General features: G+C 44.0%; 15 protein-coding genes. 8 read left to right on the top strand and 7 right to left on the bottom strand.

The features are described from left to right. Positions 1-2: 2 nt before the first annotated feature. Positions 3-1,766, bottom strand: a complete 1,764-nt coding sequence (locus tag F0220_RS14665) for a sensor histidine kinase (protein WP_149846656.1) — start codon at positions 1,764-1,766, stop codon at positions 3-5. A gap of 206 nt (positions 1,767-1,972) precedes the next feature. Between F0220_RS14665 and F0220_RS14660 the strand changes: the two genes are divergently transcribed. The 3 genes from F0220_RS14660 (at position 1,973) to F0220_RS14650 (ending at position 5,059) form a co-directional block, all read left to right on the top strand. Then, positions 1,973-3,286 carry an ABC transporter substrate-binding protein gene (locus F0220_RS14660; protein ID WP_091016368.1) on the top strand — a complete coding sequence of 438 codons (1,314 nt, stop codon included), beginning with the start codon at positions 1,973-1,975 and terminating at the stop codon, positions 3,284-3,286. Positions 3,287-3,354: 68 nt separating this feature from the next. Beyond that, positions 3,355-4,227: a carbohydrate ABC transporter permease gene (locus F0220_RS14655; RefSeq protein ID WP_036670879.1), complete on the top strand. Its 873-nt coding sequence runs from the start codon at positions 3,355-3,357 to the stop codon at positions 4,225-4,227. Between the two features lies 1 nt (position 4,228). Continuing rightward, on the top strand, positions 4,229-5,059 hold the full coding sequence (locus F0220_RS14650; protein ID WP_017688542.1) for a carbohydrate ABC transporter permease: 831 nt from the start codon (positions 4,229-4,231) through the stop codon (positions 5,057-5,059). 117 nt (positions 5,060-5,176) lie between these two features. On the opposite strand, the gene F0220_RS14645 is transcribed toward F0220_RS14650, so the two are convergent. Further along, positions 5,177-5,881 carry an SDR family oxidoreductase gene (locus F0220_RS14645; protein WP_036616036.1) on the bottom strand — a complete coding sequence of 235 codons (705 nt, stop codon included), beginning with the start codon at positions 5,879-5,881 and terminating at the stop codon, positions 5,177-5,179. A gap of 221 nt (positions 5,882-6,102) precedes the next feature. After that, a complete protein-coding gene (gene helD / locus F0220_RS14640) occupies positions 6,103-8,517 on the bottom strand; it encodes an RNA polymerase recycling motor HelD (RefSeq protein WP_149846655.1) in 2,415 nt (804 codons plus the stop codon). A gap of 366 nt (positions 8,518-8,883) precedes the next feature. Here helD and F0220_RS14635 point away from each other — a divergent pair, with 366 nt between their 5' ends. The 3 genes from F0220_RS14635 to F0220_RS14625 all read left to right on the top strand — a co-directional run bounded on the left by F0220_RS14635 (position 8,884) and on the right by F0220_RS14625 (position 11,437). Continuing rightward, the gene (locus tag F0220_RS14635; protein WP_149846654.1) at positions 8,884-9,201 is read left to right on the top strand and encodes a winged helix-turn-helix transcriptional regulator; all 318 of its coding nucleotides are present in this window, start codon (positions 8,884-8,886) and stop codon (positions 9,199-9,201) included. A 146-nt stretch (positions 9,202-9,347) separates the two neighbouring features. Beyond that, the gene (locus F0220_RS14630) at positions 9,348-10,226 is read left to right on the top strand and encodes an SDR family oxidoreductase (RefSeq protein ID WP_149846653.1); all 879 of its coding nucleotides are present in this window, start codon (positions 9,348-9,350) and stop codon (positions 10,224-10,226) included. Between the two features lie 230 nt (positions 10,227-10,456). Further along, positions 10,457-11,437, top strand: a complete 981-nt coding sequence (locus F0220_RS14625; RefSeq protein ID WP_149846652.1) for an aldo/keto reductase — start codon at positions 10,457-10,459, stop codon at positions 11,435-11,437. 74 nt (positions 11,438-11,511) lie between these two features. Here F0220_RS14625 and F0220_RS14620 read toward each other — a convergent pair whose 3' ends face one another. The 3 genes from F0220_RS14620 to F0220_RS14610 form a co-directional block, all read right to left on the bottom strand. Further along, positions 11,512-11,883, bottom strand: a complete 372-nt coding sequence (locus tag F0220_RS14620) for an iron chaperone (protein WP_105598678.1) — start codon at positions 11,881-11,883, stop codon at positions 11,512-11,514. A gap of 128 nt (positions 11,884-12,011) precedes the next feature. Further along, positions 12,012-12,518 (bottom strand): HIT family protein, encoded by a 507-nt coding sequence (locus tag F0220_RS14615; RefSeq protein ID WP_223199949.1) that lies wholly within the window; start codon positions 12,516-12,518, stop codon positions 12,012-12,014. 153 nt (positions 12,519-12,671) lie between these two features. After that, on the bottom strand, positions 12,672-13,712 hold the full coding sequence (locus tag F0220_RS14610) for an NAD(P)-dependent alcohol dehydrogenase (protein ID WP_149846651.1): 1,041 nt from the start codon (positions 13,710-13,712) through the stop codon (positions 12,672-12,674). A gap of 191 nt (positions 13,713-13,903) precedes the next feature. On the opposite strand from F0220_RS14610, the gene F0220_RS14605 reads away from it, so the two are divergent. Next, positions 13,904-14,317, top strand: a complete 414-nt coding sequence (locus F0220_RS14605; RefSeq protein ID WP_017688550.1) for a MerR family transcriptional regulator — start codon at positions 13,904-13,906, stop codon at positions 14,315-14,317. Positions 14,318-14,413: 96 nt separating this feature from the next. Here the strand turns inward: F0220_RS14605 and F0220_RS14600 are convergent, their stop codons facing one another. After that, positions 14,414-14,995, bottom strand: coding sequence for a TetR/AcrR family transcriptional regulator (locus tag F0220_RS14600; protein WP_149846650.1), 582 nt, complete (start codon positions 14,993-14,995; stop codon positions 14,414-14,416). Between the two features lie 289 nt (positions 14,996-15,284). Here F0220_RS14600 and F0220_RS14595 point away from each other — a divergent pair, with 289 nt between their 5' ends. Continuing rightward, positions 15,285-16,208 carry an AraC family transcriptional regulator gene (locus F0220_RS14595; protein WP_149846649.1) on the top strand — a complete coding sequence of 308 codons (924 nt, stop codon included), beginning with the start codon at positions 15,285-15,287 and terminating at the stop codon, positions 16,206-16,208. The last annotated feature ends 9 nt before the right edge of the window (positions 16,209-16,217 follow it).

Raw genomic sequence — 16,217 nt, 5'->3', positions numbered from 1 at the left:
TGCTAGTAAAAATCCTTCATCAGTGAGCCGATGATTTGAATCGTTGCTCCATGTTGCTCTTCCGCATGATTGTTAAATATATTAATAAAGAGCCGGTTGTTATACATTAGTTTGAGTCGATTGACACTGTTGATAATCCCCATGTTACCAAGGGCTGTTCCACGATTGGCAGTCTGGTTCATTCCAGAACCCGATGCCTGAATATTGGCTAAAATCTCCTGGATCTTATCCGGTGGAAAGCCCTCTCCGTTATCTTTGATCTCCAAAGCCCATAATCCGTTATATTGCTTCACGGTAATCTGGATACGCCAAGGCGGCGTAGTGTTGGCAAAGGCATGTTCAATGCAGTTTTCCACAAACGGCTGAATGACCAACCGCGGCAACCTGATATCGTTCGCCAGCTCGTCAGCACTGATGTCCCACTCCAGATCCTCTTCGTACTTTTGTTGTACAAGGGACAGATAATGTCTCGTATGTTGAAGCTCCTCAGCCAAAGTTACATGCGCGTATGGTGAAGAGACAATATAACGCAGACTGTCCGAAAGATGTTTGCACATATCCGATACAACTTTGGTCTTTCCCTCTTGGGCGGCTATACTGATCAGGTATAAGACATTATGAATAAAATGAGGTGCAATCTGGGCTTGCAGCGCCGAATTACGTGCCTTTACTTCTTCATGAAGCGCCGACTTTTCCCGGTCAATCGATTGCTGCAGCCTCTCCATCAGATCCTGAAAGGCTTCATTCAACAATGAGAGATCGTTATTCTTCGGCGTTTCATCCACTTTCAGATTCATATTGCTATAGTTCATGCGCCAGATCTGACCACGTAGCTTGCGGATAGGCAGCAGCAGGTTACGTGTCGACAGGAAGATATACACAAACGAAACCAGCATCAGTGCTGTAATCAGCAGAATGGACATCGTCTGAACCGAATGGATCGAACCCAGAACAGATTTTTTGGGCGTTATGATATACGTGATCCAGCCTGTACTGGGTGATGTGGAATGCGTGATATAATTGTCGTTTTTGTCCACATCCAGTCCCTCGTCTGATGAAGGCTTTGTCCAATTGGCAAATGTCACACCCGTTTCCGAGCCGGTCATCTGCTCCCCTTGTTCATTCAGAATATAGACATCGCCAGCGGTAATGCCCTCCGTCAGATTCTGTATATAGGCCTGTTCCATCTGGATGCTAAGATAACCGTACACCTTGCCGTTCTGATCATTGATCGTGCGCACAAAGGAGATCGTATCGTCTTGACGCAGCAGAACAAAACCACTTTCCGTCCAATCTCGTCCGACCTGACTACTCTCCATCATGGTGTTCAATATTGCGGGAGGATTGCCCGAACCCAGATATGTTGTCAGGAGAACACCATGATTGTCGTAGATGGACATGTCTTTGATATTCATACTCGGCCCGATGGCCTGAAACATAATGTCTTTGAGGATCCGAATCTGTTTCAGCCTTTCATAATTACTATGCGCAGAGGAGCTCTTGTCCATGGCTGCAAATATATTTTTGCTGGATAATATTCGCTGCGACATCTGGTTCTGTTGTTCTACGTAGAGATCCACTTGCTCTCTTACCTTCGTAGCTGTAACGAGCGTATCCTGCTCTGTTTTCAGTTTGAGCGGGCGGACAACAATCACATTCACATAAACGATAAAACAGCCCAGCACGAACAAAAGCAGAGCCAGAAATGTCAAAAACACCTTTGTCTGCAAACTGAATTGAGTTGCTTTATGTATGAGCTTTGCCATTCTCAGAGATGCCCTCCTGTTCTGACATGATGTGAAATCCCTTATATTCATGTCTACTCTATCACGGTATTTCATGAAATGATAGCGATTTCAAGTTCAGGATTTTACACATCAACGTTCAAGCACAGACATGTACCGGGGCGAGAAAAGAATCTATAATCGGACTTGTAAACGGATTCACTACACGTTTTAGAGGGGGATTTGCATTGAAAACAATAAAAAGAAAAAAGGCGTTTTCCATTATTCTGGCCAGTTTATTATCGGTCTCGTTAACGGCTTGTGGATCAGGAGGTACGGATTCCGGGACTGCTGCTGGCGGGGACAGCAAGAGTGGCAAAGTCACATTGGAGCTGGCAATCTCTAAAAGTTCTCAGGACTCTGCCTTCATCCAGCAGGACATTCTCGATGCATTCGAAAAACAAACGAACATTCGCGTCAATTTGCAGCTGATTCCAGCGGAACAAACAACAACTGTATTGCAAACCAAACTGGCTGTAGATGAGACGCCTGACATTATTCAGTACAATCTGGCGAGCGCAGTCACGGACCTGAACCTTGAACGTAACTTCGAAATTCTGGACAACGAGCCTTGGGCGAGCAGAATTGTGAACAAAGACGTCCTCTCTTCAGGTGGCCATCTCTACAGCTTCCATGTCAGCCAAGATACAGGGATGCAAGGGGTCGTTTATAACAAACAAATCTTTGAAGAACTCGGGTTGTCCATTCCAACGAACTACGAAGAATTCCTGGCGATCTGTGAAAAAATCAAAGCAAGTGGCATTACACCTGTATTCATGCCTTACAAAGATGCCTGGGCTGCCAACATCTGGCCTGCAGCAGCTTTTGCCGATTTTGTAGCCAAAAATGAACCGACTTTTTTTGATGAGTTGAACAGCAATAAGAAAAAATGGTCTGATATCCCGGAATTCAAAACTTTCCTGGAACAACAATATGAAATTTACACCAAAGGTTACACCAACACGGATGTGCTTAGCGACAGCTATGACATGGCCGTAGGTAAATTCCTGAACAAGGAAGTAGCCATGATGTTTATGGGCGATTGGTTAATTGAAGGCGTGGCCGAGCAAGATCCAAATATGGAACTGGGCGTATTCCCGATTCCATCGTCGGATAATGCCAGTCTCGGTGCAAGTCCACTCGGAGGACAACTGTTCATTCCGAAGAAATCCAAACATTTGGATGAGGCGAAGCAGTTCCTGGACTATATCGCTTCCAAAGATGTCGCACAACAGATCGTGGATTCCAAAGGATACGTATCCAATTTCAGTGACGTTACTACACCGGAACTGCCAGCTTACAAACAGGATATTGTAGACAATTATATTACGCCGAAGAAAACCGTGCTGACAACGGACGCATACATGCTGGTTGATCGCAGCGAACTGTACCGATTATTGCAGGATCAGTTTGCAGGCGGATTGTCACCGGAAGAAGTACTGAAATCATGGGATGAGAAGTTCAGTCAGCTGATGCAGGATAAAGGTGTAGAAGGTTTCTAAAGAGTGAAATATAAGGCAGCATAACAGGATCGACCGTTATGCTGCCTAGCTATAACGGAGTGTGAGACATGAAAAGGACTAAAAATTTGTATTCGTATTACATGATATTTCCCGCACTGATCATCTACTCCATCTTTTTCGTTGTGCCTGCTCTCGCCGCTTTCTATTACTCATTCACGGATTGGCGGCTGGATCGGCTGGAGCTGAAGTTCATCGGGTGGGATAATTTCCAGAAAATTTTCTCGGACAAAACGCTTATTCTGGCGCTGAAAAACACGGCGATATTTGCAATCGTCACTGTCGTGGGCAAAAACGTTATCGGTCTATTGCTGGCTGTAGGACTTAACATGCGATTAAGAACGAAGAACCTGCTACGTGCCATCTTCTACTCTCCTTCCATACTCAGCATTCTTGTGATCAGCATTCTGTTCACTCCCATGTTGCGTACCGAAGGTACGATTAACAATCTATTGGAATCTGTAGGGTTACATTCGTTAAGCCAAGCTTGGCTGACCAACCCATCAATTGTGATCTGGACGATTGCCATCGTCTCGATCTGGCAGAGTGCAGGGTTCCAGATGGCCATCTATCTGGCGGGCCTGCAGTCCATTTCTCAAGAGTATTACGAGGCCGCCAAGATTGATGGCGCAAGCTCGTGGAGAAGTTTTTTCAAAATCACACTACCACTCTTGCTGCCCGCGATTAACATTAACTTGATGTTGACCTTGATCGGTGGACTCAAAGTATTCTCCGAAGTATATGTCATGACCGGTGGTGGCCCGGGTAACGCTTCACAGGTCGTAGGTACGATCATTCTGCGATCTTTCGGCGAAGGCAACTGGGGACTTGGTACCGCGGTCAACACTCTACTGTTCGTGGTCGTTACCATTATTGCTATACCGCTATTGATCTTCATGCGGCGTAAGGAGGTTACGGAATAACATGGGCTATACACGCAAACTCGCCATCCGCAACTATATCGTGGAAGGTTTCCTGATTCTGGCCTCTCTTATCGTTCTGTTGCCGCTTGTCATTCTGATCTTTGGTTCATTCAAAACCAGCGCCGAAGTGCTTAGCTTCTCCCTGAGTTTTCCGGAAACATGGCAGTTCTCGAACTATGTTCGTGTCTTCCAGGAAGGCGGTCTGTCGCGAGCGTTCTTCAACAGCATTTTGATTACTGGCGTATCTTCCATTATTAATATCGTTGCCTCTTCGGCAGCGGCATTCATTCTGGCACGTCGGGAAACCAAACTATCCGGCACGATCTACATGTATTTCTTCATGGGACTGATTGCACCAATGTCGATTATTACGACCATTCGTGTTGTACAGGGATTGGGATTCTACGGCAGCATCACAAGTGTTATCCTGATCTACGCCGCGTTAAATACAGCCTTCAGTGTCTTCTTGTATAGTGGATTTATCAAAACCATTCCACGAGCGCTGGACGAAGTGGCATTTCTGGAAGGAGCAAGTGTGTTCGGGGTGTTCTTCCGCATCGTCACACCGCTCATCCTGCCCGTTAACGCAACGGTAGCCATCATGGTGTTCATGTCCGTCTGGAATGACATCACGATTCCGGTGTACTTCCTGACAGACAGTTCCACCTGGACGATGCCACTATCGATCTACAATTTCTACGGCAAATATAGCCGGGACTGGAACCTGATCTTCGCTAATCTCGTGCTTACTTCCCTGCCTGTATTCATCCTGTATCTATTCGGGCAAAAATATATCGTCAGCGGCCTTACTGCCGGTGCAGTTAAAGGTTAAACCTCATATTCTCACCGTTCTTGAAGGAATGGAATTGGAGAATTCATGACGTACTCAACCCCCACCTATCTGGTGGGGGTTGCTTTATTTATAGCGTGAAAATGCATCTACACCTCTTTATTTTTGAAACAATTGCGGGTAAAGGGCAGCAACACCACCAGCAAGACCCTGTTGTACATTCCGGCTGGTATCATCAGCAATAATCTCGTAGAGATCCGCTTCGATGGAATCTATTGCAATTTTGGCAATATCCGTTGGGCTCGTTTTTGGTGCGTCGATACCTGCCGTCATATCCGTATCCATGAACGCCACGTGCAATCCGGCAACGCTAACGTTCTTAGGGGCTAATTCCAGACGTAATGCATTCGTAATTCCCCACTGAGCGGATTTTGCAGCTGAATATGCTCCTGAGTTACCAAGGCTGAGCCAAGATAGAGCAGACAGGATATTCAGTATCGAACCGCCTCCATTCTTCTCTATCACCGGTGCAAACGCACGAATCATTGAAAGCGTACCGAATACATGTGTATTGAACTCCAAGTGAATATCGTTCAGCTCACCTGTGAGCAGAGAAGCACCTGTAGCGGAACCAGCATTATTGATTAGAAGGGTTACATCACTAGCTACCTCAGCTGCAGCCATGACAGATTGTGGATCAGTAATATCGAGTTGCAGTGGAATAGCCCCCGGCAGATCAATGGATTCAGGATTTCTTGCGCCAGCGTAAACTTTTGTTCCCCGCGCCAGCAATTCAAGAGCAAGTTCCTTGCCCAACCCTCGATTAGCCCCACTTACAATAGCAACTTGTTTGGAAATATTCATTTAATATTACTCCCTCTCATTGAGAATTTATTTATTTTCGAGCTGTTATGGGAATGATCATTCTCATAACTCCCAATAACAACTTATCACATCGGGAACGATCAGTAAAGAATAACTTTTATGATTCATATCTTCATAAAAAAAGGATGCCCGATAACCTTTGAAAAAAGGCTCCGAGCATCTTTCTTTGGTCCTTCATTGAGAATGGATTTACATATGGATTATGATTTTATGTCATACAGATTCGCAGGTAACGCCTGCACAAATGGTGACCAGTCACTCACTGTATATAGATGAAGTCGGTGCATGGCCCGTGTACATGCCGTATACAGAAGCTTGCGATCATATTCCTGGCTGTAATCAACGGGTGAAGCATCATAGACCAGGACAGCATCGAACTCAACGCCTTTCGCGAGGTACACAGGAATAACCATGATTCCTTTTTCGAAAATCTGTGTGTCCTTTGTTATGAGCTGCAACCCTTCGCCGCCTTGACTTTGCAACCTTTCATAGGCGTCACGGCTTTCAGCCGCGGTCTTCGTAATCACAGCGATGGAATCAAACCCCTCTGCCTTAAGCGCGGCAATGTCTGCGATAATCTGCGCACCACGCTGCTTTTCGTCCTTCAATCCTGTTAAAAGAGGCTTCTGATCTCCCCTTTCAAAGGGTCTGATCTCTTCTCCACCTGGTAACATCTGTCTCGTGAATTCAACAATCTCTTTGGTTGAGCGATAACTGCGTACGAGCCGTATCAATGTAGTATCGGCTTCTCCGTAAAGGTGAACTAGTGGCGAGTTGGATGCTGCCAAATCCGTAGCCTGCATAAAAATCGCTTGCCCGAAATCCCCCAGCACTGTCATGCGAGCACGAGGAAACAGTTTCTTCAGATATTCGTATTGAAACGCCGAATAATCCTGGCCTTCATCGACAAAGACATAACGAATCTCTGTGTTCGTCCGGACGCCTTCGATCATCTCTTTTACATATAAATACGGAGTAGCATCCTCATGGAACAGCTTGTTCTGAAGGATCATGGCCTTGGTCTGTTTACAAATCTCAGGCCAGTGCTGTGGGGGGATTGCCCCATTCGTTTGTTCCCGATAAGCGGCTTCATCTACAAATAGTTGTTCGTATATCCCTTTCACATCCACGAACTGGAATTTCCGCACACTCTTTCTTAAAGGTTTAAACATATCTTTCACCAGTTTCTGACGAAGCAACTCCTCTTCCCGCACTCCAAAGTTAAAGGCACCCTCATCTTGCTCTGCGCTGTTATTACCGTTATCTCGTGCTGCGTATTTTTCCGCTACATCGAACACAGGCTTTTCTTTGTGCAACATGCGGAAAGCTTCCACATACTCATCCGTGTCCAGATAATTCAATTCCTCCTGAACCCAGTCTGCTTCCCGTTCCAGACGTTCCAGCGAGACAAGTTCTCTCAACAACCATTCCTGCAAAAGAAGAATACGGTTGGACAAGGTAAGATTTTGATCCAAACTGTAAAATTGAGTCTTAATTCGGTCCGCAGTGATGAATTCACGTCCCCGAAATTGAATCCCGTTAAACCGCATCCCCTCTCTTCCTAACCACTTACCGTAGTTTTGGAGCACTTGCAGGAATGTCTCGGAAGCTTTGTACTTAATCGCCTCCAGACGAGCTTCATATCCCGGATCATTCTGAGCTGTCAGCACATATTCAATCTGATCAAAGGCATCCTCTGGTCGTAAGGAGGAATCCAACCAATAATTCAGATATTCCTGGAAAGTTGTCTGCTGCATGTTCTCTTCGCCAAGTTCCGGAAGCACGGTGGAAATATAACTGGTAAACATCGGATTCGGCGAGAAAAGCACAATCTGATCTGCTTTGACGGTCTGGCGGTGTTTGTATAGTAAGTAGGCCACTCGCTGTAACGCAGCTGACGTCTTGCCACTGCCAGCTGCCCCTTGAACGATAAGCATTCGGCTTCGGTCATCACGGATAATGGCGTTTTGTTCCTTCTGGATTGTTGCTACAATGCTCTTCATTTGTGAGTCTGCACCCTTGGCGAGCACTTGCTGCAACAATTCGTCACCAATCGTCTCAGTTGAATCAAACATGCTATGAAGCTGCCCATGTTGAATCTGGAATTGACGCTTGAGCTCCATCTTTCCGTCGATTCGTCCTGAAGGTGTGTCATAACTAGCTGGTCCGGGAGAGTGATCATAGTACAGACTCGCAATTGGCGTACGCCAGTCATAGATTAGAAAGTTCAATCCATCTTCATCCATGAAGGATGATACGCCGATGTAGATCTGTTCCGTCAATGTCATGCCTTTTTCCTTATAGTCGAAACGGCCAAAATACGGCGTTGGAAGCAGTCTCTTTGTATTTTTCCATTGTTGTGTTAACAGCTTGTGCCCGCGCTCCCTCTCGGCCAACACTCTGGACTGCTGATTAATGGTATAAAATGCATCTTCAAAATCCGTGTACGAACCCGTATTAATCGTCACTTCTTCCCAAAAGCGTTTACGAATTTCGGCAGCCTGTTCATGCAGTCCTGCAACCTTCGGTTCTAATTCGTCGAGTCGTGCCTGAAGTTTGTTCCTCACCTGCACTAGTCGTTCCTCTTCCAACTTCCATTCCACTGTTTTATCCATGAATGAGTCCACTCCCTTTTCCATTTATTAGGACCAAAAAAAGAGCATTGACAAATCGGAATGTCGGATGTAAAATTAAATTAGGAGAAATAATGATTCATCCTTTACAATCAATAGAAATGTCAATTGCGCTATAGATTATATCATGGCTTTTTTTCACGTTCAATGCTTTTTTTCTGTTCTGTCTGAGTTGAACAATAATTTATATTAAATAAGATGTCCCTTGAGCTACACTGAGGGCATCTTTTTTTATGTCTCGGGCATGGTTCATACCCTGAATGTGGTAAGCTATACACCCCTTTATAAATTCGATAAAATGAACGAAACATGAAACATGAGTTGATGTTTTAGGAGGGATACATAAACATGAATATAGAACCTGTGGAGGACCGTTGTCCTGTTGAGTTTGCAGTCAATATGATTGGTGGGAAATGGAAGCTATTAATTATAAATCGGCTCATCCTCCATTCAACAATTCGATTCAATGAATTGCAAAAAATGCTTAACCCCATTACGCATCGCACGTTAACCAGGCAATTACGAGAACTTGAAGAAGCTGGTTTGATAAACCGTGTTACCCACCCTGTAGTTCCACCTAAAGTCGAATATTCCCTTACAGAAAAAGGACAAAGCCTGACTTCGATCTTGTTTCAGCTAGGTGATTGGGGATCAAAACATATGTAAAACGCCTTCCCATAGTATCTCAAGGGATACTTTATATCATTAATGTGCGTACTTACGCTCCTATTCTAAATCCGTTATGCTGAGGTCAATGCTGAGTGTTAACTCATCCATTCCAATGACATATTGAAAGGAAGTTATTGACCACTATGACACAGAATGATCGATTTTTAGTATATGGAGCATCGGGATCCCAAGGCGGCGCTGTCGCTCAATTACTCGTTCAACACGGTTTTGAGGTTCGCACGATTACTCGAAATGAGGAAACAGCCAAAACATTAAAGGAACAAAACATTGAAGCTTTCATCGGGGATCTATCAGATGTAGAACAGCTCCATGCGGCGCATGAAGGTGTAAGTAAAGTATTCCTAAACCTGCCGGTGGAGTTCAATCCGGATAAGATCAGACAATATACCAAAAATGCAATTGATGCTGCTATACAGGCAAACGTTAAATTGATTGTAGTTAACACGGGTACCTATGTTCCTGACCCTATCACCCATTCCAAAGGAATTGAATTGAAACGTGAAGTTATCCATGAATTGCAGCAAAGTGGTCTTCCATATATCATTGTGGAACCCATTGTATACTTGGAAAACTTCCTGATTCCCGGAATACTGAACAATGGCGTTTTGGCCTACCCGGTACCAGCAGACAAGCCGATCTCCTGGATTAGCTTAAACGATGCAGCTCAATTCCACTATTATGCCTTGACTCATTCGGAATTGGCAGGAAGCATTATCCCAGCACCGGGATTAGAAGCCCTGACAGGTGCACAATTAGCGGAACAATTCAGTGCTGTATTAGGTGAAAAGATCAGCTTCATGTCTCTACCTTTTGATCATTTTGAAGCAGCGATTCAGCCTTTGTTGGGAAGTGAGACAGCTGCAGGTCTTAAAGGATTGTACCAATGGATTGATGGGCATACAGATCTTCTTCCACGGTATCAAGAGTTGGATGATAACATCAAAGCCAATCTTAAATTAACCAAAATAAGCGATTGGATTCACCAAACAATGATTAAATAATATTTTATGAACAAGCCATTTGAATCTCCAACGGAGAAACGCATGGCTTGTTCTTTTTATAGGAGAACTTTAATGGCTCAACTGATTCAGATTCAGAGAATCTGATAGGATTAGGCAAAACTTTGATAGAAATGTGGTACAGATTGGTTCATTCGTTATGACATAATAATGTGTATATAGATCACCATACTGGTGGAAATAATAAACACTAGAAAGGATTTGAACATGATATGGAATATACAAAACTTGGTAACACAGGCGTGGACGTATCTCGATTTTGCTTGGGATGTATGGGATTTGGGGATGCCAGTAAATGGGTTCATGAATGGGTACTGAATGAAGAAAATTCTCGCCCTGTGATCAAAAAAGCGTTGGATTTAGGCATTAATTTCTTCGATACAGCTAATGTATACTCTCTGGGTACAAGCGAGGAATACCTTGGTCGGGCGTTAAAAGATTATGCAAATCGGGATGAGGTTGTCATTGCAACCAAAGTACACGGACAAATGCATAAAGGACCCAACGGTTCAGGGCTTTCCAGAAAAGCCATCCTGAGTGAGATTGATAAAAGCCTGAAACGATTGGAAACCGATTATGTGGATCTCTATATCATTCATCGTTGGGACTACAATACGCCTATTGAAGAAACCATGGAAGCCTTACATGATGTGGTGAAGTCCGGTAAAGTTAGATATATTGGGGCTTCAGCCATGTTCGCTTGGCAGTTCCAAAAAGCATTACATGTAGCAGAGAAAAATGGTTGGACCAAGTTTGTCTCCATGCAAAACCACTTGAATCTCATCTACCGTGAAGAGGAACGAGAAATGTTGCCTTTATGCAAGGAAGAGAAGATTGGTGTAACTCCCTACAGTCCCCTAGCTTCAGGCAGGTTAACCCGTGACTGGTCCGTATCAACACTTCGATCCGAGACAGACAAAGTTCAGAAATCCAAGTACAATGCGACTAGCGATGCGGATCGGCTTGTTGTTGAACGAGTTGCATCCATTGCAGAAAAATACGGTGTCCCTCGCACTCACATTGCACTTGCGTGGTTGCTGCAAAAAGACACTGTAGTAGCACCAATTATCGGTGCCACCAAAATATCGCATCTGGAAGATGCGGTAGGTGCTCTTTCTGTTAAGTTGACCTCAGAAGACGTCTCATTCCTTGAAGAGCCCTATATACCTCACCATGTTGTAGGTGCTCAATAATCGTTTTTGCTTAAAATATAGAAGACCTCCTCTTTCCACATCCGGAAGTTGGGGTCTTCTTTTTATATCGCGATTTATTTGCGCCAGAATGTTGAACATTCTGCCTTATCCTTTATATTGAACTCAATCATTCTCTCAAGTAACGAAAAATCAATCTCCTGTTTCCACTTCATCCGCACCAACTCTTTGGTGTGATCATAACCCGCCTGTGTGATCTCTTCCGAAAAACGATTAATTCCTGCCTTTTCGGGAGCAACAGCCAAGTGTTGCTTGGATACACTAAAGCCAATGATAAAGGTATCATGGTCAGTAAACATCGGTTGGTTCCAGGCTATTTTTTGCTTTAAATTCGGGAATTTTTCAGTAATCCAGTTCAAGACTTCTTCCGTTCGTGCCTGGTGTTCCGGGTTATCGATGCGTGCTATAAATTCTGCAAAGGTCTCCATTGGTTTCCCCCATATCATAAAATATACTATTTAATTTGCCCCATTCAAACTCATTCTATCATGAATATCAAATTCAAAACCCCTTATCTGCCCGATAACTCAACAAAAAATGAGCAGCCTGCTAGACTTTAAATGTTTTCCTTTATCCAAGAACGCAACTGATCAGCATAGAAAGCACGTTCATCAGGATCGGATTGAGAACCATTATACAGATAAAGTTGATCATTCACGTATCTAGGGTAAACATGCAGATGATAATGCCACACGTCTTGATTGCCAGCAGGTTCATTATGTTGCCGTGTCGAAATCCCATCACATCCATATGTACTTTTCATTGCAAATGCTGTAAGCTGAGCCGCGTGGTGAATTTCAACAGCGTAATCCGCAGGGAGTTCAAAGATGTTCTCGAAATGTTGATTCGGAACAATAAGAACATGTCCTTTATTGTTTGGCCACCATTTGCCTGCTATAAATGCCGTTACCTTTTCATTCTGATAGATGATATCCCTTTGTTTTGTTCCCTGATCAGGTCGCTCAATACCCCAAATACGACAAAATGGACATTCGTACCCTTCAGGCTGATGTGAAAATGATACTGTCATCTTTCTCATCCCACTCCTTTCATATTTTTCCAACTAGTTATTGGACGCAGGTATCTTCTGTTCGTTGCGATAAGAGTGCTGATTGTAGAACGATCAGCAATTAACAAACTGAAAAGCAAAAAGCAGCTGACCTTGGCGGCAGCTGCTTTCTTCTATCTTTAACTATCACTATTGCACAGTTCACACTTACATGGTGCCGATATCAATAACAAAGCGATATTTCACGTCGGAAGCCAATACACGTTTGTAGGCTTCGTCAATCTGATCGGCGGAAATGACCTCAATGTTAGGCGCAATATCATGTTCTGCACAGAAATCAAGCATCTCTTGCGTCTCACGAATACCACCAATCATGGAACCTGCGAATGAACGGCGATGACCGATAAGAGAAAATACGTTAACAGCTAAAGGCTCTGGAGGAGCACCCACGTTCACGAGTGTACCATCCAGCGTGAGCAGTGAGAAATAAGCGTTAATGTCAATATTCGCACTTACCGTGTTAATCATCAGATCAAAGGTGCCTGCAAGTTTCTCGAATGTTTCCGGTTCACTTGTGGCAAAGTAGTGATCTGCGCCAAATTGCAGTCCATCTTCTTTTTTGCTCAAGGATTGGGAAAGAACGGTTACTTCGGCACCCATCGCATGTGCAATTTTGACAGCCATATGACCAAGACCGCCCATACCTACAACGGCAACTTTCTTACCCGGGCCAGCTCCCCAATGATGAAGTGGTGAATATGTCGTAATACCGGCACACAGCAAAGGTGCAGCTGCATCAAGTGCAATGTTATCAGGGATGCGAACGACGAAATCTTCTACGACAACAATATGAGTTGAATACCCACCTTGCGTAGGCTCACCGTATTTGTCTACTCCAGCGTAAGTTTGAATATTTCCTTTGAGACAGTACTGCTCTTCACCTTTGCGGCAGTTAACACATTCACCACAAGAGTCGACCATACATCCGACTCCTACTCGGTCACCAACTTTATATTTTGAGGCTCCGCTACCTACATCGGTTACAATCCCGGCAATTTCGTGGCCAGGAACGAGTGGATAATTCACTGGACCCCATTCACCATGGGCAGTATGGATGTCAGAATGGCAAATACCGGCATATTTAATCTCGATTAATACATCATTAGTATCCAGATTACGTCGTTTAATTTCAGCACTTCTGAATTGTTGGTCTGGTCCGTCAACGGCTCTGGCTTTAGCTATAATCAATGGGATAACCTCCTAGTAATTTAAAGTTCAAAATAATCTTACCCCCTCTAGTTAACTCTAGGTCAAATGTTTATCTTATTTTTTATCTCCAACGTACTTTGACATCCAGTAATCCAACATGTTAGAATTCACTCGGATCAATCCTAGAGTTAACTCGAAGTCTACCCCTAGTAGAAAGGAATTCATTCTAAATGACCTATTCAATCGGTGAAGTTGCCAAAAAATTAGACCTTACAGTATATACATTGCGTTACTACGACAAGGAAGGACTCATGCCTTTTGTGGAACGTACCACGAGTGGAACACGTTTGTTCAAAGACTCCGACATTGACTTTCTAAAGATCATCCAATGTCTGAAGCTGACCGGCATGCCTATTAAAGACATTAAGGACTTTATTGAATGGTGCTCTGAAGGGGACTCCTCGCTGAAGCAAAGATATGACATGTTTACGGAGCGAAAAGCTATTGTGGAAGCACAAATGGAGGAACTAAGAAGAACCATGGAAGTCATCGAGCACAAACGCTCCTATTACGAAACAGCTTTGGAGGCTGGAACCGAAGAGATTCATAAAATTAAACCGATGGAAAATGCTATCACCAATTGATGGTTCATGCTTTCTATTTTCTAAAATTAGCGCACAAAAAAAGTAGCTTGAAGTCCTCTAACGGATTTCAAGCTACTTTTTTGGGTACGTCTCTACTCATTTTTTCTCCAAAATTTTCATCGATACATTGATAATGCGATTTAATTTTTCCTTATCCGTCGAGGTTCTTGCCATGGCTCTAATGCCGACAGAAATATTGTGCAGGTACTCTGCCATTTCCTTCGCATCATGGTCTGAGGCGAATTCTCCGTCCCGTTGTCCCCATTGAATAATCTGCTCGAACATCAGCTCTGTGTCGTTAAATGATTCAAGGGATCGGTTGTCCACTTCTTCATCACGCGCGCCTAGCTCCACAGCCGAGTTCACGATCAAACAACCCGATGGTGTCTCCTCTGCTTCACGGATCATAACATCGAAAATTTTATGCAGTGCTTCCACTGCCGTCTTGGATGCCTTGATTTCTGCAAGTAATGTGGCGCTGACCTTACCTCTGTAACGATCGATTGCCTGCAAGAACAGCGAATGTTTGTCGTCAAATGTATCATATATACTCCTGCGATGAATTCCCATATGCTCAACCAGGTCACTCATCGACGTTTTCTCGTAACCTTGTTCCCAGAAGATCTTCATTGCTTTATCCAATACTTCGTTCACTTCAAACTCTTTACTTCTAGCCATTCAACTTCCCTCCCAAAATCAATCTAACACATCGGGAACGATCAGTAAATAAAAGATGCAGATACCCTTTTCATTCTCATCTGATCATGTATTAGCTGAACCATAAGTGTATATCTTCTGTACTTGTTGTATATCATGACCTGTGTAATTGTGAATATGCAACCAGCACTCAGCATGTCTTATCCATTCACATCAAATGTTTGCCTATTTCTATCCGTTTTCTACCGCCTTCGGTCAATATACGTTAGAATGTGATTATTATGTTGTGAGGAAAAAAGGAGAACTTTGCATGTCTGATCAAATACACGAACAACAGAACGAATTAGCCACACTCATTGACCGTTATTCTGACAAGGACGGGGTGCATTCTACTGCCATTCCCTCATTATTTTTAATCCGGGAATCCGTTGTCACTGAACCTATATTTAGAGTGAATGAACCATCCTTCTGCATTATCGTTCAGGGTGAGAAAGAAGTCCTACTGGGACAAGATCGTTTCCGGTATGGTCCAGGAAGTTATATCGTGGCAACCGTTGACTTGCCGGTTAGTGGACAAGTGATTCAAGCCTCGTCTGAGGCTCCCTATCTGGCCATGAAACTTGAATTCACATCCAGTGAGATTCTGGAGGTATTGAACCATTCCGATTTCCCAGCAAGACCGCGAAAAACGACGAGACGTGCGATGTTTGTCAGCCAAGCTGAGCCGTCTCTGCTGGATGCGGTCGTCAGGTTAGCCCGTTTGTTGGAAGATCATTCGGAAGATATCCCACTGCTCTCTCCTTTGTTCAAAAAGGAAATTCTCTATAAAGTTCTGAAGGGCCCACATGGGATTGCCTTGGAACAAGCTACCATGGAGGGCAGCCACACCTATCGAATCAGAGACGTTATTGAATATATTATGAATCATTCTGAGCAAAATTTTCGGGTTGAGGAATTGGCGGATTTGGCAAATATGAGTACTGCCTCGCTGCACAGACACTTTAAAGAAGTGACTGCCATGAGTCCGATTCAGTTTCAAAAACAACTTAGGCTGCAAGAAGCCCGCCGCTTGTTATTATCCAAGTCCACCGATGCAGCAGATGTAGCATTTCAGGTAGGTTACGAGAGCCCTTCCCAATTCAGTCGTGAATATTCTCGCATGTTTGGATTCCCACCCAGAGAAGACATTAAACGCCTGCGAGGTAAAACCGATGAGACGACTACCATCTCTTGACTGGTTACT

The organism is Paenibacillus sp. 37 (assembly GCF_008386395.1).
Taxonomy (GTDB): Bacteria; Bacillota; Bacilli; order Paenibacillales; family Paenibacillaceae; genus Paenibacillus; species Paenibacillus amylolyticus_B.
This window is presented reverse-complemented; position numbering and strand designations above follow the sequence as displayed.